Genomic DNA, 16,571 nt, shown 5'->3' on the forward strand with positions numbered 1-16,571 from the left:
GTATCTTGCAGTGCAATGAAGAATTTATCCCTTAGCGTTATCATCGGCCTCATCTTTTCCGCCATCGGCACGGCCTCCCTGTTCCTGACACGCGACCCACTCATGGCTGCCATCTGGCTGAGCTTCGGCAACGGCCTTATCTTGTCCAACCTGCGCTTCAGCAAACCCGATGCGGCCGGCCATATGGTGGCTGCGCCTATACCTAAAGTAAGGTTCTATGTCGGCATAGGTCTGATCGTGATGGCGGTGGTGCTATTGGGCGTACAGGTATACATGGATATGCAGCTGGCCTAGGCTAGATCCTGCTCTGCAAAACCATCTCTACGTTTACCAGTTTAGAGTCCCGCTTCAGCTTCAGCCTTACCTTGCGGCCCGGCTTGCTTTCGAAAAGTTCCAACAGTTCGTCCAGGGCCAGTTCGGTGCAGTCACGGCCGTTGATGTTGATGAGTTGGTCGCCGGGCAGCAGTCCACTCGCTTTGGCGGGTGAGTCATCTATGACATGCGACACGATGTAGAAGTTGGCTCCGGGCAATGGCGTGCTGATCTCAAAACCCGTCATGTTGTAGTAAAACGGCTCGCTGTATTTGCTGTTGGGCATCAGTACCATGCGCTCGTGCGGGTAGTCAAAGATCACGGTGAAACGCTTCAGAATATCAGAGCCTATGTTACCGTTGCGGTTCGCCAGGTTGAGCGCCGCCTTGATCGACTCCTCGTCCGGATAAGAAGCCGGCAGATCACGCAGCTCGTACCTGCCCAGCGAAAAACTGTTGATGCGACCGATCTTGCCATTGATATCCCCGCTCAGTCCCCTACCCAAGTAGGCTTCCATCACTTTAGGAGGCAACTGCAGGCGCGCGTCTGTGGGTAGGTATAGCGATATGGAGTGACTTGCGCCGGTATCAATCACCATCTTCACTTTAATGGAATCCCCGTTATGCTGTCGTACATCCGCCTCCACATAGGCTTTGGTGTTCTCGATGTGGAGCGGGTATACCTCGCCCTTTTTGGGGACTTTTAGCTTAATGTCTGGTCGGTAGAGCGTGAGCGTCTTGCTGCTGTAGTTGATCTTGACAATGAAGTTCCGGAAGATGTCGTAACCGATAATGCCGTGTATGGGCATGCCCATGCGGGTCGACAAGTTGAAGATATCCTCCATAAGCACATATACCTGGTGGTTGACGCCTACTATACCCGGCATGCGCATTATGTTGCCTTTCGAGTAGATTGCCTCCAGTTCGTGCCCCGTGCCCAGCCCCTGCAAAGTAATGCGACCGGCCTCGTTCAGACTGAGCGAGTCGGAGTAATTCAGGCGGGTGATCAGGGTGTTTTTCACACCAGAGTCCAGTATGAAATGGAGGGGTTGCGAGTCGTTGATCTGCACCGGAATAATGATCAGGTTATGGACCAGCTTGAAAGGCAGCGTGATGCTTTTGCGCTTGGAGGTGAAGTAGACGGTATCGCTGGCAAACGCCTGCCCCATCGCTTCAGAAATTGACAGACAGAAGCAAAGACAAAGTAAGAGAAAGGAAGAAAACCTTGTCATGGGAAGACCTACATAAGACTCAGATAATCAGTCTTATCTATATACGTAGATTTTAAGACAAGATGGTATCGATACTGAATATTGTTGTTTTAGTGCAAAAAAACAACTGCAGCACTGTGGCTCGCTATCTTCAGACAGGCAGCTGCCGCCCGGAAGGTATAAGTGCAGCGCTATACCTGCTGCACTTATACCTTCCCAAACAACTCATCAGCAGCTCAAGACAATGCCCCATATCCGTCTTTAACTGCCCTTGTGTCCTGAACCTCTCCTACCTCTGCCTAAAGTTAAGCAGCGTCGCTATACCTACCCGGAAGCCCACCTCCTGGAAGCTGCGGTCGTGGAAAGAAGCGGCCGTTTCGATGCGGAACACCCGGAACACGTTGTCCAGGGAGTAGCCCACTTCGTAGTAATGCGGTGAGTGCTGCGTTTTAAGGTAGTTGAGGAAAACGTTCTCTTTTATACCTGTGAAACGCACCTCCGGGATCTGGGTGAGCAGGAACTTACGGAACTGGTAGTGCGTGTGCGCTGAAAAGTAGCTGCCATTCGTGCTGTACTGGTAGTAATCGAGCAGGCGGAACGAGCCGGCCGGCTTCATGCTGCTCAAGATGGTGCGGTTACCGTCGAAATGGTTGTAGTCCATGAAGTACATGCTTTTGCTGTTGAGGAACGTGCCGCCGCGCAACTCAAACTCCAGTTTACCACGCACCCCAAACGCCAGTGCATGGTTGATACCCAACTGCACCTGATCAAAATTCACGTCGCTGCCCAGCACACCTGATACGCCTTTTCGGTACATCAGTAACAGCTCCGGCGAGCGCTCCATGATCGGGATTTTACGACCATTGTACATCCGGTAGCGCTGCACGGGTCGATAACTCAGGTTGGCCTGCAGCACCAACGCTTCGTGTTTCGGAAACTCAGTGCTCTCCAGCTCCACGTTGTCCGGCGTGCTGGGGGTAAAGGTTCTGTCTTCATCGGTATAGAAAAAGCTGCGGTCGGTGTTGTTATAGAGCTGATTACGCTGCGACCACTCCAGGTTACCGCTCACCTTCAGCCATACCGAAGGCTTGTACTCAAAGCCTGTCTCCACAAAGCTCTTTTCATAGATCTTCATGTAGTTGCGGCGGAAAAGGAGCGTGCTGAGCGTGTTGATGTGCGGGTGGATCGGGTTGTCGCTGTTGAACTGGTCTACAAACTTGCCACCGTCCAGGTAGAGCAGGTGTGATTTGCCTTTGCTCCTCACTGCATGCGAAACGCGGGCCTTGCCGTAGAACGTTTCGCTGTCGAAGCCATACCGTACAGTGGGCGCCACTTCAAAACTGCGGCGCAGGCTGTCGTACTGGTGGCGCAGCTTGCCGCTCAGGTTCACGTTCCAGCCCTCCACGGTGTTGTAGTATACATTGGCAAAGGTCGGGTCGATGGTCACGCGCGTTCTGGGCGATAGTCTGTAACCGCCACCCATCACCAGGTCCTGCGGCTTGAATTTTCTTTTTTTGATGACCTTGGTCGAGTCTTTGCCTGTCAGTTCGGCCGACTTGATCTGCGCCAGGGAGTCGTCGCGCTGGTAGCCTTTGATTTCTTTATCGCTCAATGGCACGGGGCGCACCGAATCCCAGTAGGCAGAGTCGCGCTTGGTGGCGAGTTTGTCTACGGTATAGCTGCGCTCCGACACCACTTCCGGGTCTTTGCGCTCCTTCAGCGCTTCCTTTTCCTGCTCCACGATCAGCTGCCGGAACTGCTTGCGCGTCAGCTTGTCCTGGTTGGCCAGCGCCTCCAGGTTCGGGTTCCTGTTATTTGATTTAATAGCGGCAATCGCCTCAGGCACTTCTTCAACTTTCTCATCGATAATCTCCTTCGGCGCTACCAGTTTCTTGTTGAGCACCACCTTGTAATCAGAGCTGGAGGCCAGGTAGCGGAACTCGCCTCCGAAGCCCATCACTTTGCCCGAGAAATGAAACTGGTGTGTAGTCGGCATCCAGACGGCCGGGGCCACTTCGGCATAGTTCTGCTTCACCCGGATCGGGAAACCCATCATGCTTGTTTTAAGGTCGAGGCTGTGGATGGCCCAGTAGCCCTCGATGATGTAAATGTAGCCTTCAAACACATTGTCGCCACGGGAGCGCGGCGTTACTTTTATCTTGTTCACGTCCACGTTGCCTTCCTGAAAACTGCCCTCGTACTGGAACTTGTAATAGGCAAAAGCAGACCGCGACAGCGGCGAGACCATCTCCACCACCTTGTCGTTGTAGAAACTCGCACTCACAAAACTCATCGGCGAAATAGTGCCTTTGTTGTCACCCGAAGTGCGGATAGAAATCACTTTTTCCTCAAACTTGTTGGGCTGCGCAAACTTGATCTCGCTCACCGATTCCACGGTATAGGCCTCGTTCAGCTTCACCCCTTCTTCCTTGAGCTTGTTCTTCAGAAAGAAAGGGGCGTTGGTCAGTTCGCCGGTGCCTTTCACGTATACCTTCATCTGGTAGCTATCGTACTGCAGCAGGTGGTACTTCTTTTTGGCGATGGCCTTCCGCATGATGGTATAGGCCGGGTCCTCCCCTTTTCCCTTCACCTGCACCTCCTTGAGGGCAAAGGACTGCTCTCCCAGTCTAAAATCACGCTGCACCCAACTGTCCGTAATCTCGAACTGCACCTGCTGCGCTTCATAGCCGATGTACTTGACCACCACCGTGTGCTTTCCTTCCGGCAGCTTGATCTCAAAATCGCCGTTCGCGTTGCTCGACGAACCGTTGTTGAGGTTGGTGATGTAGACCGAGGCAAAAGGCAGGGCTTCGCCTTTCTGGTTTTTAATGCTGCCGCGTATTCCCTGGGCAGAAAGGGAGAGCTGAAACAAAACGAGCAGCAGAGTAAACAAACAGGAAACTAAACGCATAGGTATAACGGGCAAATTAACAGGTTTGAGCTTGGAAAAACAGACAGGAAACTAGCATTTGGATGGTATACCTGGATGGCTTCGAATACAGGCAAAGGGGTGTGCAAAGCACGGAGAGGACACTAAGTTCGTTTTCATAAAAAGGGTTTAAGGTAGAAGCAGCAAGCAGTAGTATGCTTAGCGCAATATATAGTTAAGATGCAATTTAACCTTCATCAGTTGCATCTTATTTCAAAAAAATTTACGGATTGCCTTAAAAGAACAGCTGCTATACCTGAAAGTAAACTTCAGGTATAGCAGCTGTTATGAAGAGCTTGAAAATACGTTTCTATTCCTCCGGCAGGTATAGCGTCAGACTTCCTGGTTTAAAGGCCACTTCATCCAGGTGCCCCATTTTGGAGCGGTCTTTTGTGATCAGGTGCAGGTGCATGTAGGTGTCGTGGTGGGTGAACACGGCTTTGTGCTCAGTCGAGAAAAAACCGACGATGTCAACGGCCGCCTGGCGCAATCCGTAACTAACCAGTCCCTGGTGGGCTTGGTCAGGGTTGCTGACCTTGGTGCCGGCGGGCAGGTTGACGATGTGGATCGTGGCCTGCTCTACTTCGCCGCTTACCTTAAAGGGGAATGGTCGCTTGCTATTCTGTGTCACGCTGTCCAGGTATAGCTCGAGTTGTGTCATGGTTCGGATGGAATCCGGTAAGGCACGCTCACGCCAGCTGGGTACATGGGCAAACACAAAAAACGGGGCTTTGGCCGCAAAGGTCTCCTCTATCCGCATGGTTGTGTCGCTGGTCACCACCGATTTATAGGACTTGCCATCCAGGATCATGAGCTCGCCCGACAGGTACTCCAACGGCCCCAATCCGTAGAGGTGCTGTTTGTTGGAGAGGGTGTCCAGATCGATCGTTCCGCCCAGCTCGCCCTTCCACATGACGTTGCGCATCGCGCCCACCACCTGTACTTCACTGGAAGCGGTCGCGGTGTTTTGAGTGACATCTGTCGTGCAACTGCCCAGGAAGACAGCCGATAAAAGGCTGATGGAGGCGAGTGAAAAGTTTTTCATGTTTTGATATCGTAAAAGCTACCCCTAATGAAGAAGCAAACAGGTATAGCTTTAGTTTAAAATTTTGGTCTCAGACTCTACTTTCTTGAGGTAAGCGATGGCTTCGTCAGAGAAAACAAAGGGCTTCAACTTGTCCTTCCTGGCGGCTTTGTTGTAGAGGTAAATGATCTGGAACGGGTTGTCCAGGTTCGACACCAGCTTCTTTTTCAAACCATTTCGCTCAATCACATCGGCCATGTAAAAGCCGGGCACGTGCCCACTCATCCCGATCACCTGGTTTCTGATCTCTTTGCTGGTATACTGCTTTTCGCCGGAGGCTATGTCCTTGATGGCGGCCTCTACTCTGGGAAGGTTCTGTTTACCCAGATCCAGCAAATAGGTTCCCCACTGCATGTCGCCCGGCATGTTGGGTGCAACCGCATATTTCTTGTCAATCAGATCAGGAACGCCCTCGTTCATCAACATTTGCAGCATCAGCAAAAGACTTTTGTCTTTTTCAGCCACTTCGTATTGTTTCTGTTTGTTAAGCAAATGGTGCAGCTCATGACCACCCACCGCACCGGGCTTCACCTGGTTGAACTTATACTCGGACCACAGGTTCAGCACCATGTTTCCATTATGAGCTACCGCATCGTTGCTCAATGCGATCAAATATATACTTGCATCAGGACTTATGCCATGCATGCGCTTCGGCAGCATGCTGTAGCAGGTTTTGTACATCGTGTTCACATATTCCTCTTTATCGGCTTTTAACTGCGCCAGGTATTGGCGCAGTTCTACTTCATGCGCTTTGTACACGTGGATACTGTAGGTCAGGTAATTTGCCTGGTTGTCCTGTAAGCGGACTTGCAGGATACTGTCATGCTGGGGCAGGTAGACCACTTCCATGGTCTTGCGGAATGTGTTCAGGTAAGCTTCCTTGTAATTCTGGTTTTCGATGTACTGCTGGTTGCCTTCCATCGCCAAAAATTGCTTCCAGGTAGCATCGTGCAGTCGCTTCCCCGATTTCAGGGTGTCCACCAACTCAAAGTAACGTTCTGCTGCCGACACATCCACGACCTGCGCCTGCGCCGTGTATCCGGAAACAGCTAAAAGCAAAAGGGTAAAAAGTTTTTTCATGTAGGTATAAGATTGTTTTGGGAGATCAAATTGAAATGGACAGGACTGAATGCCAGGTATAGCGAATTGCCTAAAGTTACTCAGACCCTCAGCGAGCCCCGGAATGCCCGGTTGCTGTAGTAGGATTGCGCACCGTTGTGGTACACGAACACATGGCCGTAGCGAAAATCGGCAAACAGCGCTCCACCCAGCTTTCGGATGTCGGCTGGCGTTTTGATCCAGCTCGAGGTTTTCTGGTCGAATTTGTCGAGTTTTTGCAGCCCCCGGTACTCTTCCTCCGATAAAAGCTCAATACCCATAGCAGCAGCCAAATCCAGCGCATTGTTTTCTGGCCGGTGCTCTTTCCTGGACTCGAGTCCTTCACGGTCGTAACAAACGCTCCGGCGCCCCTTGGGACTTTCGGCTGCGCAATCCATAAAAATGTATTCACCCGTTTCCGGATCCAGCCCCACCACGTCTGGCTCCCCTTCTGTGCGCTCCATCTCAAGCAGCGACCACAGTTTGGCAGGGCTCGCCTCCAGTCTGGTTTGTACATCCGCCCACGCTATACCTATGTGACGGTGCGTGTTTTTCTCAAAGCGGGTTTTCAGGGTCTGGAGGAGTTCTTCAGTTTGTGCTGAATTAAGTTTGTTCGTATTTATCATAATAATCTCTTTGGATTTAAATTAGTTACTCAACACTAATGCTAAACTTGTCTTGCGTGCCATACTTCTCTGGTTTCCCTAAAGAGACCATCCATCTGTCGTATGTTGCCCGGGCCAGCCACTGCACCACGTAGTCGCCTTTCAATTCGCGGACAGCGGCAGCTTCACCCGCCAGCTTCTGTGCTATTTCAAAAAATTCACTTTTTTTGCTGTGATGGAACACGAATGCGGCATGAAACTTATCGATCGGCAAACGGATCTGTTCATCCAGGTAGAGTTGTTTGACCTGCGCGAGCCTGATGCTGTCACGCTTCGCCATGTTGTTTTGGAACAGGCCGAGATACGCGCCGACAGTCATCCGGTCTGCCTGGTCCGTTTTATAAGCGTAGGCTAACTTATCACTCACACCACCTGAGTTTACCACAGCGGGATCTAAGGGACGCAACATGCCAATCAGCACGCCTAAAACGCAAACAACTGCTACCAGAAAAGGCGCCCTCACCCACTTTTGAGGAAGGTTTGGGCGAAAGGCTTTTACTATACCTACCAAGAGCAAAGCCGCCAGACAAAAGGCAATGATCGCCAGCAACAGGAAACTTGTCAGGCTATAGAAATAAGAAAGTATGCCAACAGGTATAAGAGAAAGCAGTGGGGTTAAATTTCCTTTCATTTCGACTATCGTTATACTTTCTTTATTTTCAACTATCGGGAGAGCCTTTTTAGCCCTTCTTCCAGAGAGCCCACAAAATTGACCTGGTTCCCGTTGTTGCTTTCATATAGGAAGTCTTGCACGCTCTTGCGGGTATATTTCGAGAAATCGCCAACGATCGCCAAACGGACACGGTAATTGGAAAACTTCTGAAGTATTTCGCCTGCCATGCCGTTTTTCAGATCAAAGAAAGCAGGCGTGATGTGCTTTTCGTGCATTACGATTCTATCAAATCCCTGAAAGTAAAGGCTCCCTAATAAGTCTAAGCCGTCTTCCGTGCTATTGATGATCGTTTCTCCCGAAATCACTTCGGCTATTAAAGTATCGTTAATAGAATGGGTTTCTGTCTTCATGTTGATTGCTGTTTTGTCCAGATGGTTCGAAACAATGCCTGCTGATAGAATATTTATACCTACTTGCTGCACAGTAGTCAGCTGCTTTTCCTTTAGCTTTTCTCACCAACTACTATGCCGCTATATAGCACTCACCCAATATAAGCAATTCTCTAAATTCCAATCCCATGATCCTACTAAATAAATCCAATACAACTTTCATTTAATGCCAGTATGTCCTGCTCTACTTCATAATTGGGTAGCCTGGTCGAAATACTATTATCCTAACAAAACGCTCCCTCCTGCCCTGTTTTCAAACCTGTTGCCTGCCTTAGAAAATCTTTGCCGAATTTGTATAAAAGCACACTTCATATCTGCTAATTAGGAACCCGACAGCCTATTTTCTCTAGCAAAACCGGGTTTACAGCCAGATTTTAAGTATATTCAAAATTGGTGATACTGATATCGGAAAATGATTTTTATACTTTTCTAACAAATACAAATGAGCACTGCGTCACATCAAGGACACTCATGGTTGACTAAGCCTAAGTAAAACTTTGCCGACCTGAAGCACTGTGATTACGTTAACTATAACTGAAACTATAACTGACCCTAACAAAACTGACAAAGAGAAATGACAGAAAACAAACCGGTCCACTACGAGATACATACCCCTACCAACCACCGGCAACTCAACCGCGACGAAGTGGTTGACTTCCTGTTCCTACACCTGGACCAGTATGGCGACGCCCGCGAGGACATTGGCAAATGCCTGGACTATGCGCTGTCAGATGCAGAGGGTAAGGGCGGATCGGTGATCGTGGCCCGTGAAGAGAGCAAAGTAGTGGGCGCACTGATCCTCAACAATACCGGCATGAGCGGGTACATACCGGAGAACATACTCGTATACGTAGCCGTTCACAACAGCCAGCGCGGCAAGGGCGTTGGCAAAAAGCTTGTGCAACTGGCCACTGAGACAAGCGAAGGCAGCATCGCCCTGCACGTAGAACCCGACAACCCGGCCCGCCACCTGTACGAGAAAATGGGCTTCACGAACAAATATTTAGAATACAGACTTATCCGATAACAGCATGGCCGTCTTAAAACTGTGCCGCACGAAACTCAGAAACAACTATAACCACCTCGATCGGATTTTCCGCGAAAAGGGCATCGACTGGGGCATTGTCACCAAACTGCTTTGCGGCGAAGAAACCTTCCTCAAGGAAGTGCTCGACCTCGGTGTCAAGGAGGTGCACGACTCCCGCGTCTCGAACCTGATCGCCATCAAGAAAATGGCGCCCGATGTGCAAACCGTCTACATCAAACCCGCCCCGAAACAAAGTATACCGGACATCATCCGCTACGCCGATGTCAGCTTCGAAACCGAGCTCGACATCATTAGGCTTTTGTCAGATGAGGCCGTCAGGCAAAACAGAATCCATAAGATCATCATCATGATCGAAATGGGCGACCTGCGGGAAGGCGTGATGGGCGACGACTTGGTGGACTTCTATGCTCAGATCTTCAAGCTGCCCGGCATCTCCGTGATCGGCCTCGGCGCCAACTTCAACTGCCTGCATGGCGTGATGCCCACACAGGACAAACTGATACAGCTCAGCCTGTACAAACAGATCATCGACGCCAAGTTCAACATCGAGATCCCCTGGGTGTCAGGTGGCACGTCTGTCACGATACCGCTGCTCTTCAACCACCAGATGCCGCGGGGCGTCAACCATTTCCGGATTGGCGAGGCGCTATTTTTCGGGCTTAACCTGTTCACCGGCGAGACATTTGAGGGCATGCACGACGATGTGTTCGAATTCTGTGCCGAGATCATTGAGCTGAACCAAAAGCCCATGATCCCGATCGGAACGCTGGCCGAGAATCCCAGTGGCGAGAGCTTCGAAATCGACGAGAGCCTCTACGGCAAAACATCGCACCGCGCCATTCTGGACGTCGGTCTGCTCGACATCAACCCCAAATACCTGATCCCCAAAGACAAAGACCTGAGCGTAGTGGGTGCCAGTTCCGACATGCTGGTGGTGGAGCTGGGTGAGAACGCGCAAAACTACAAAGTGGGCGATGTGCTCAGTTTCAATCTACGGTACATGGGTGCGCTCAGCATCATGAACTCCAGGTATATCGCTAAAGAGGTGGTGAGCTGAATGGTTAAATTGTTGATGGTTGAATTGTTAATGGTTAAATTGTTGGGAGCACGATTAACCCACCCCCGCCCCTCCAAGGAGGGGATTTTCCTGCACGATTAGGGTATTTACGACGGTGTATGATTTAGAAAGGTCTAGAGATGCACGATTCAGATAGGTAGCGATCTGCATTAGCGTTCTTTTGAACATGGATGTCCGGAAGAGCAATTGGTTTTGATCATGATTATACCTGCACGATCCGGACAGGTTGAGACCTATCCCTATAGACGGTCATCTTGTCTTGAACGCATTTCTAAAGGCGCTGCTGCTTCACAGTTTTTTTGGCCATAAGGTATAGCCAGGTCACAACTTTTCGGAGCTTGCTACGTCTCTATGGTGTATCTGAATATGGCTATCTCTTTATACCTTGGCTGCTAAACCGACTTTGACCAACCGCATTGTCTACTCCTTCGAGCTGTTTGAGCAGGTGTTGGCGCGTGGAGGCACGCTTACCATTGTCGTCGCTTTGCTGGCCCTGTCGTGGCTCAATTCGCCTTGGGCAGCGTCGTGGCTATACCTCTGGGAAAATCCCCTGACTATTACGTTCGGAAAATTCAGCATCGCCAAGCCGATCGGCTTCTGGGTGCAGCAGGTTTTGCTGGCGCTCTTCTACCTGGCATTGGGACTCGAACTGAAACGGGTGCTGCGCGTGGGTGAGCTGAAGGAAAGACCCGACATGCTGTTTGCCATAGCCGCTGCTCTGGGCGGTATGCTTATACCTGCGGCGCTCTACTTATACCTGGCACCGGCTGCTGCACAGGCGGGCTGGAGTGTGGTAGCTACCGCTGAAGCGGCGGCAGTGCTCGCGCTGCTGGCCCTGGCCAGCAATTCCCTGTCCCTCTCGCTACGGGTGTTTTTGTCCTCCACCGCCATTATGCAAGGTATAGCTAGCCTGTTGCTCAGCGTGATTCTCTATACCTCTATCCAAAACCTGCTGGCACTCTCTGTTGCCACCGGTGTGTTTGGTTTGCTGGTGGTGTTGCGGGCGCTGCGCAACCGCTCCATGTGGCTATACCTGCTACTGGGGCTGGTGATGTTGGTGAGCTTTCTACTGGCCGGCGTGCAGGGTGCGGTGGCAGGTGTACTGCTGGCGCTCGTCATCCCGATCCACTCGCGGGTGCTGGAGGAAGACTTTGTGACGACCACTGATACCATAATGGGACAGCTCCACGCCCTGCGCATGATGAAACGCCCGGAACCCGGCGAAGAAATAGAAGAGGATTTTCAGGCTGCTGCCCATACGCTGCGGGTCAATTGCACTGAGTCACTGTCCCCGCTGAGGCGCTTGCAGCGAAAGCTTTTGCCCTGGGCGGCCTATCTGTCCCTGCCCCTTTTCGCATTGGCTTATGTGCCCTTTGCCTACAACAGCTTCGCCTGGCGTGACCTGCTCGGCCCTGTGCCAATGGGCATATTTGTATCGCTAGTACTCGGCAAGCCACTGGGTATGCTGCTGTTCGCCTGGCTGGCCTCGCTGACAGGCATAGTGCGTATACCTGCTTCTGTGCATTGGGGACAGCTGACGGGCGGCACACTGCTCATGGGTGCCGGTTTTATGCTGTCGCTGTTTCAGGGGCAGCAGGTGTTTTCTGCCACGGAGCAACTAACTCTCGTGAAGATCAGCATTTACGCAGCCTCTGCCGTGGCCGGCTTGCTTGGTCTGCTGGTGCTGGCAGTGGCGGGCAAAACAAAAGACCTGCCACACACGCAGGTATAGCAGGTCTTTTTAATAATGACTAGAGAGTACTCATTACTTATTATTCATTAGTCGTTGCCCAAGAGGGCGTCCAGGAAACCGATCTCTTCATCCTTTTTCTTGTACACGATCATCGGGATGTCGTCGTTGAAGCGCAGGATCTTCTCGGTCACGCTTCCCAGCACAAACAGCGCGGCAGCCGATTTGCCCTTGGCTCCGATCACGAGCATGTCTGCTTTGGCGCGCTTGCACTCCACCATGATTAGTTCGCCCACATCATCCTCGTTTTCCTGTTTCACAAGCCGGAGCGTGGCACGGTCTTTCAACGCAGGGAATCGAGCGAGCACTTGCTCAAACTTGTTGCGGGCGAAGCCTTGCATGCGTTTATCAAAGTCCTCGTAGTGTATGCCCAGTGTGATGTAACCGGTAGGCACCTGGTAAACGTGCAGGCAGGTGATGCGCACATCAGGTCTCAGGAGCGATGAATTCAGCATACGCTCAAGCGCCATCAGGGAATAATCAGAGAAATCAACGCTGACCATGATGTGGTTTAAGATAGTACCCTCATTCTCAGGCACAAACAAGACACTCACACGGCCGTTTCGCAGAATTTTCTGGGCCAGCACGCCACTTCCGCGCATACGGAATTTACGTCCTACGACAACAAGGTCGATATGCTTCACCTTAGACCAGTGCAGCAGTTCTTTGAGAGGCGTGCCTTCTACTACCTGCACATCAATCTGCACCCGACTATCGGACCCGAAATGGCTTTCTACTTTCTCGACAAGCGCCGTGCGCAGTTTTTCGTCGGCCGGCATCCCGTTTGGCATGCTTTCGAGCACCTCGTCAGGTACATCCAGGCTTTTTTCGGCATGGATGAAGTACACATGCTCTATTTCAGAAATGGAGCATAGAAAAGCCGTATAGCGGATCAGTGTGTCATCCATCTCCGTCAGGTCGAGCCCCACCATAATACGTTTCAGCGTGTTCATGACAGTGTTTTGGTTTATGGGTTAACGTATGCTGCGCTGGTCTTTTTCCTGCTCACCCCCTCTATTTCGTTCCTGACGTAACATTAAAAGCGCAGATTGGTACTAAATGTAAATCAGCTACGAATTTAACAAGGATACATTTACAAACTAAGCATTTTTGATGTTTTTAGCTATACTCGCAGGTTTCCTGTTGGCATTTGCTGCGCCTCTGCTCCACCGCTGGCTCGGCAAATGGGTGTTAGTGCCTATGGCATTGCTGCCTCTTTCCATCTTTGTATACCTGCTCACCCTTAGCCCCGCTGTGCTTGGCGGCGACAAGTTAGGCGAACTGCATGCCTGGGCTCCCTCTCTCAACATTAACCTGCACTTTTTCCTGGACGGACTCAGCCTGCTCTTTGCTTTGCTCATCACGGGTTTTGGCACCCTCATTATGCTGTACGCGGGCGGCTACCTCAAAGGCCACCCGTTGCTGGGGCGATTCTACCTATACCTGACGCTGTTTATGACAGCCATGCTGGGACTCGTGCTGGCAGGCAACATCATCTCCATATTTGTATTCTGGGAGCTTACCAGCATCAGCTCATACCTGCTCATCGGCTTTAACCAGGATAAGGAAAAATCACGCAACTCAGCCCTGCAGGCACTGCTCGTGACCGGGCTCGGCGGCATGGCCCTGATGGGCGGCCTGATTCTGCTGGGCATGGCAGGCGGTAGTTATACCCTGAGCGAGCTGCTGGAACGGGGCGATGTCGTGAGAAACCATGGGCTCTACCTGCCTGCGCTGGTGCTCCTCCTGCTGGGTGCTTTTACCAAGTCGGCGCAGTTTCCCTTTCACTTCTGGCTGCCCAACGCCATGGAGGCGCCGACGCCTGTCAGCGCCTACCTGCACTCGGCTACCATGGTGAAGGCAGGCGTATACCTGCTGGCCCGGCTCACCCCCGTGATGGGCGGCACCGACGAATGGCAGTATACCCTGATGATGGTGGGCGGCATCACAACCGTACTGGGTGCACTGCTGGCCACGCAGCACGTTGATCTGAAAGCCATACTGGCCTATACCACCATCAGCGCGCTGGGTCTGCTGGTGACCATGACGGGCATCGGAACCGCGCCGGCCATGGAGGCGATGGTGGTTTTCCTGCTGGCGCACGCCCTCTACAAAGGCACCCTGTTTCTGGTGGCCGGCAACGTGGACCACGCCACCGGCACCCGAGACCTGACACAGCTGACAGGCTTATCAGGCTCCATGCGCTACACCGCTGTTGCGGCGCTGCTGGCTGGCATGTCCATGGCCGGCATCCTGCCTTTTTTCGGCTTCATCGGCAAAGAGCTGCTCTACGAAGCTTCGCTCCAGGAAAGCCCCTTCCGGTGGATGCTCTTTGCGGTAAGTTTCTTTTCCGGGATGGTGTTTGTGGCCGTGGCGATCGCTTTAAGCTATGGTGTCTTCTGGCGTCGCAGTACGAGCCCCACTCCCCTGCAACACCCCGACAAGCCCCTGCTATACCTGCCACCTGTTGTGCTGGCCAGCGCAGGACTGGTGTTTGGCTTGTTGCCGGGTTTTTTTGTGACGCCGCTACTGCGCCGCGCAGCAGAATCCATGCTGGGTGTGGAGCAGGTGTTTGAACTGGCCTTGTGGCACGGCTTTACGCTGGCACTTGGCCTCAGCGTGCTGACCGTTCTGCTGGGGTATGTGGTGTACCGTTACGCGAACCGACTGCTGAGCTACGCCAGCCGCTTCAACAGGCTGTACCTTTTTGGGCCGGCCAACCTGTACCAACTCACACTCAAGGGCTTTCTGATCGGCGCTACCAAGATTACCGCTACAATACAGAACGGCTATCTGCGCAGCTACATCGTGGCCATCGTCACGGCACAGATCTCTCTGGTTATCCTCGCGCTTTGGGACGGCGGACCCCGCCTGGAATTAGGCAACCGTCTGCATGAACTCTCACAGCTTCGCCTGTACGAGGTGGTGCTGCTGCTCATGGTCGTGTCGGCGCTGATCTTCCTGTTTAAGTCGCAGTCCCGCCTCACTTCTATTGCCATTATGGGTATAGTCGGTTACTCGGCAGCGCTCCTTTACATCTTGTTTGGAGCCCCCGACGTAGCCGCCACACAGCTGCTCATCGAAACGCTTACGGTCGTGATCTTTGTGCTGATCCTGCACAAGCTCCCTGCTTTCAAATACCTGTCGCACGCCTCGGAGCGCTACAAGTACGTGTTGCTCTCGCTCACTTTCGGAGCCGTGATGACGTACGTAATCCTAATCGTCAAGCAATACCCGCTCGACTCTGAGCTGAAAGCCTATTACGGCCTAAACAGCTACCTGCTCGCGCATGGGCGAAACATCGTCAACGTAATCCTGGTAGATTTCAGGGCCTTCGACACGCTCGGCGAGATTGTGGTGCTGGCCGTGGCAGCCATCGGGATCATGGCCATGCTGAAACTACGTATGCAGAAAGGAGACAAACCATGAAAACCATTGTACTCGCGACCGCCATTCGCATCCTCATCCCACTCTTCATCATCTTCTCGGTCTATACCTTGTTTCGGGGCCACAACCACCCGGGCGGGGGCTTTATCGGGGGACTGATCGGGTCCATCGCTTTCGTGTTCCATACCATGACGCACGGCCCGCAGCACACCGTGGACACCTTCCTGAAACTCAACCTCTATGGCTACCCGCGACAGCCTAACCAGAGCCGCTCGCTCTACCTGATGCGGATGATGCGCGTGAATGTGTGGCGCCGCAGGAAAATGGCCCGTCATCCGGACATGAAGCACCATATGGTCCGCATCGAGTCTGTCTACATTATCGCCACGGGTCTGTTTCTGGCCGTCACCAGCGGTGTGTTAGGCTTGCTCTCCGGTCAGCCTTTCATGCACGCCTACTGGACTGATTTTTACATACCTGTGCTGGGTAAACCGGGTACGCCGATCCTGTTTGATCTAGGCGTATACCTGCTGGTCATCGGGGTGGTGCTCAAAATAACCTTTGTGATGTCAGAAGAATAAACCCATGGAACTCATACTGCCTTTTATTATCGGAATTCTTTTTTCTGCGAGCCTCTATCTGATCCTGCACCGGCACTTCTTCAAGCTTATACTGGGTCTGATCCTCTTCGGTCTGGCAACCAACCTCTTTCTGTTCGTCATCGGCCGTCTGACACGCGGAGGATCGGCCATTATCGAGCCGGATGAAAATGTAGCCGTGGAGCCTTTCGCCGACCCGGTGCCGCAGGCGCTGCTGCTCACTGCCATTGTAATCGGTTTCGGCATTCAGTCCTTTACCATTGTGCTCATCAAGCGGGTATACCAGTCGTTCGGCACCACCGACCTCGACGACATGAACACCACCGACCAGATAGAAGAAAACCACTAA

The 16,571-nt window shown here is 52.2% G+C and carries 15 protein-coding genes; 7 read left to right on the plus strand and 8 right to left on the minus strand.

Annotation, left to right across the window (positions count from 1 at the left end):
• Positions 1-15: 15 nt before the first annotated feature.
• The gene (locus IEV97_RS00530) at positions 16-294 is read left to right on the plus strand and encodes a hypothetical protein (RefSeq protein WP_188499566.1); all 279 of its coding nucleotides are present in this window, start codon (positions 16-18) and stop codon (positions 292-294) included.
• Between the two features lies 1 nt (position 295).
• On the opposite strand, the gene IEV97_RS00535 is transcribed toward IEV97_RS00530, so the two are convergent.
• The 7 genes from IEV97_RS00535 to IEV97_RS00565 all read right to left on the minus strand — a co-directional run bounded on the left by IEV97_RS00535 (position 296) and on the right by IEV97_RS00565 (position 8,321).
• Positions 296-1,480: an aspartyl protease family protein gene (locus IEV97_RS00535; protein ID WP_229733723.1), complete on the minus strand. Its 1,185-nt coding sequence runs from the start codon at positions 1,478-1,480 to the stop codon at positions 296-298.
• Positions 1,481-1,811: 331 nt separating this feature from the next.
• Positions 1,812-4,433: a DUF5686 and carboxypeptidase regulatory-like domain-containing protein gene (locus IEV97_RS00540; RefSeq protein ID WP_188499568.1), complete on the minus strand. Its 2,622-nt coding sequence runs from the start codon at positions 4,431-4,433 to the stop codon at positions 1,812-1,814.
• A gap of 328 nt (positions 4,434-4,761) precedes the next feature.
• Positions 4,762-5,496 (minus strand): acetolactate decarboxylase, encoded by a 735-nt coding sequence (locus tag IEV97_RS00545; RefSeq protein WP_229733724.1) that lies wholly within the window; start codon positions 5,494-5,496, stop codon positions 4,762-4,764.
• Positions 5,497-5,547: 51 nt separating this feature from the next.
• On the minus strand, positions 5,548-6,615 hold the full coding sequence (locus tag IEV97_RS00550; protein WP_188499569.1) for a DUF5700 domain-containing putative Zn-dependent protease: 1,068 nt from the start codon (positions 6,613-6,615) through the stop codon (positions 5,548-5,550).
• An 80-nt stretch (positions 6,616-6,695) separates the two neighbouring features.
• Complete coding sequence (locus IEV97_RS00555) at positions 6,696-7,259, minus strand: DUF4256 domain-containing protein (protein ID WP_188499570.1); 564 nt, start codon at positions 7,257-7,259, stop codon at positions 6,696-6,698.
• A 25-nt stretch (positions 7,260-7,284) separates the two neighbouring features.
• Positions 7,285-7,929: a hypothetical protein gene (locus IEV97_RS00560; protein ID WP_188499571.1), complete on the minus strand. Its 645-nt coding sequence runs from the start codon at positions 7,927-7,929 to the stop codon at positions 7,285-7,287.
• Positions 7,930-7,961: 32 nt separating this feature from the next.
• Positions 7,962-8,321 carry a DUF4180 domain-containing protein gene (locus IEV97_RS00565; RefSeq protein ID WP_188499572.1) on the minus strand — a complete coding sequence of 120 codons (360 nt, stop codon included), beginning with the start codon at positions 8,319-8,321 and terminating at the stop codon, positions 7,962-7,964.
• Positions 8,322-8,934: 613 nt separating this feature from the next.
• Between IEV97_RS00565 and IEV97_RS00570 the strand changes: the two genes are divergently transcribed.
• The 3 genes from IEV97_RS00570 (at position 8,935) to IEV97_RS00580 (ending at position 12,218) form a co-directional block, all read left to right on the plus strand.
• Positions 8,935-9,387, plus strand: a complete 453-nt coding sequence (locus tag IEV97_RS00570; protein WP_188499573.1) for a GNAT family N-acetyltransferase — start codon at positions 8,935-8,937, stop codon at positions 9,385-9,387.
• Positions 9,388-9,391: 4 nt separating this feature from the next.
• Positions 9,392-10,465 carry an alanine racemase gene (locus IEV97_RS00575; RefSeq protein WP_188499574.1) on the plus strand — a complete coding sequence of 358 codons (1,074 nt, stop codon included), beginning with the start codon at positions 9,392-9,394 and terminating at the stop codon, positions 10,463-10,465.
• A 406-nt stretch (positions 10,466-10,871) separates the two neighbouring features.
• Positions 10,872-12,218 carry a Na+/H+ antiporter NhaA gene (locus tag IEV97_RS00580; RefSeq protein WP_229733725.1) on the plus strand — a complete coding sequence of 449 codons (1,347 nt, stop codon included), beginning with the start codon at positions 10,872-10,874 and terminating at the stop codon, positions 12,216-12,218.
• Between the two features lie 47 nt (positions 12,219-12,265).
• Here IEV97_RS00580 and IEV97_RS00585 read toward each other — a convergent pair whose 3' ends face one another.
• Positions 12,266-13,189 carry a universal stress protein gene (locus IEV97_RS00585; protein WP_188499575.1) on the minus strand — a complete coding sequence of 308 codons (924 nt, stop codon included), beginning with the start codon at positions 13,187-13,189 and terminating at the stop codon, positions 12,266-12,268.
• Between the two features lie 160 nt (positions 13,190-13,349).
• Here IEV97_RS00585 and IEV97_RS00590 point away from each other — a divergent pair, with 160 nt between their 5' ends.
• Genes IEV97_RS00590 through IEV97_RS00600 form a run of 3 tightly spaced genes read left to right on the plus strand, consistent with a single transcriptional unit; the run spans position 13,350 to position 16,571 of the window.
• Positions 13,350-15,665 carry a putative monovalent cation/H+ antiporter subunit A gene (locus IEV97_RS00590; RefSeq protein ID WP_188499576.1) on the plus strand — a complete coding sequence of 772 codons (2,316 nt, stop codon included), beginning with the start codon at positions 13,350-13,352 and terminating at the stop codon, positions 15,663-15,665.
• The gene (locus IEV97_RS00595) at positions 15,662-16,204 is read left to right on the plus strand and encodes an MnhB domain-containing protein (RefSeq protein ID WP_188499577.1); all 543 of its coding nucleotides are present in this window, start codon (positions 15,662-15,664) and stop codon (positions 16,202-16,204) included. The genes IEV97_RS00590 and IEV97_RS00595 overlap by 4 nt, the downstream gene beginning before the upstream one ends.
• A 4-nt stretch (positions 16,205-16,208) precedes the next feature.
• On the plus strand, positions 16,209-16,571 hold the full coding sequence (locus IEV97_RS00600) for a Na+/H+ antiporter subunit C (RefSeq protein WP_188499578.1): 363 nt from the start codon (positions 16,209-16,211) through the stop codon (positions 16,569-16,571).

The sequence above is a fragment of the Pontibacter amylolyticus genome (assembly GCF_014638845.1).
In the GTDB taxonomy this organism is placed as follows: domain Bacteria; phylum Bacteroidota; class Bacteroidia; order Cytophagales; family Hymenobacteraceae; genus Pontibacter; species Pontibacter amylolyticus.

What these genes read in the sequence shown, in the direction of transcription:
- IEV97_RS00545 (WP_229733724.1), bottom strand. Translation starts at nt 5,496, where the DNA reads ATGAAAAACTTTTCACTCGCCTCCATCAGCCTTTTATCGGCTGTCTTC.
- IEV97_RS00595 (WP_188499577.1), top strand. Translation starts at nt 15,662, where the DNA reads ATGAAAACCATTGTACTCGCGACCGCCATTCGCATCCTCATCCCACTC.
- IEV97_RS00565 (WP_188499572.1), bottom strand. Translation starts at nt 8,321, where the DNA reads ATGAAGACAGAAACCCATTCTATTAACGATACTTTAATAGCCGAAGTG.
- IEV97_RS00535 (WP_229733723.1), bottom strand. Translation starts at nt 1,480, where the DNA reads ATGGGGCAGGCGTTTGCCAGCGATACCGTCTACTTCACCTCCAAGCGC.
- IEV97_RS00570 (WP_188499573.1), top strand. Translation starts at nt 8,935, where the DNA reads ATGACAGAAAACAAACCGGTCCACTACGAGATACATACCCCTACCAAC.
- IEV97_RS00530 (WP_188499566.1), top strand. Translation starts at nt 16, where the DNA reads ATGAAGAATTTATCCCTTAGCGTTATCATCGGCCTCATCTTTTCCGCC.
- IEV97_RS00575 (WP_188499574.1), top strand. Translation starts at nt 9,392, where the DNA reads ATGGCCGTCTTAAAACTGTGCCGCACGAAACTCAGAAACAACTATAAC.
- IEV97_RS00590 (WP_188499576.1), top strand. Translation starts at nt 13,350, where the DNA reads ATGTTTTTAGCTATACTCGCAGGTTTCCTGTTGGCATTTGCTGCGCCT.
- IEV97_RS00550 (WP_188499569.1), bottom strand. Translation starts at nt 6,615, where the DNA reads ATGAAAAAACTTTTTACCCTTTTGCTTTTAGCTGTTTCCGGATACACG.
- IEV97_RS00540 (WP_188499568.1), bottom strand. Translation starts at nt 4,433, where the DNA reads ATGCGTTTAGTTTCCTGTTTGTTTACTCTGCTGCTCGTTTTGTTTCAG.
- IEV97_RS00600 (WP_188499578.1), top strand. Translation starts at nt 16,209, where the DNA reads ATGGAACTCATACTGCCTTTTATTATCGGAATTCTTTTTTCTGCGAGC.
- IEV97_RS00555 (WP_188499570.1), bottom strand. Translation starts at nt 7,259, where the DNA reads ATGATAAATACGAACAAACTTAATTCAGCACAAACTGAAGAACTCCTC.
- IEV97_RS00585 (WP_188499575.1), bottom strand. Translation starts at nt 13,189, where the DNA reads ATGAACACGCTGAAACGTATTATGGTGGGGCTCGACCTGACGGAGATG.
- IEV97_RS00560 (WP_188499571.1), bottom strand. Translation starts at nt 7,929, where the DNA reads ATGAAAGGAAATTTAACCCCACTGCTTTCTCTTATACCTGTTGGCATA.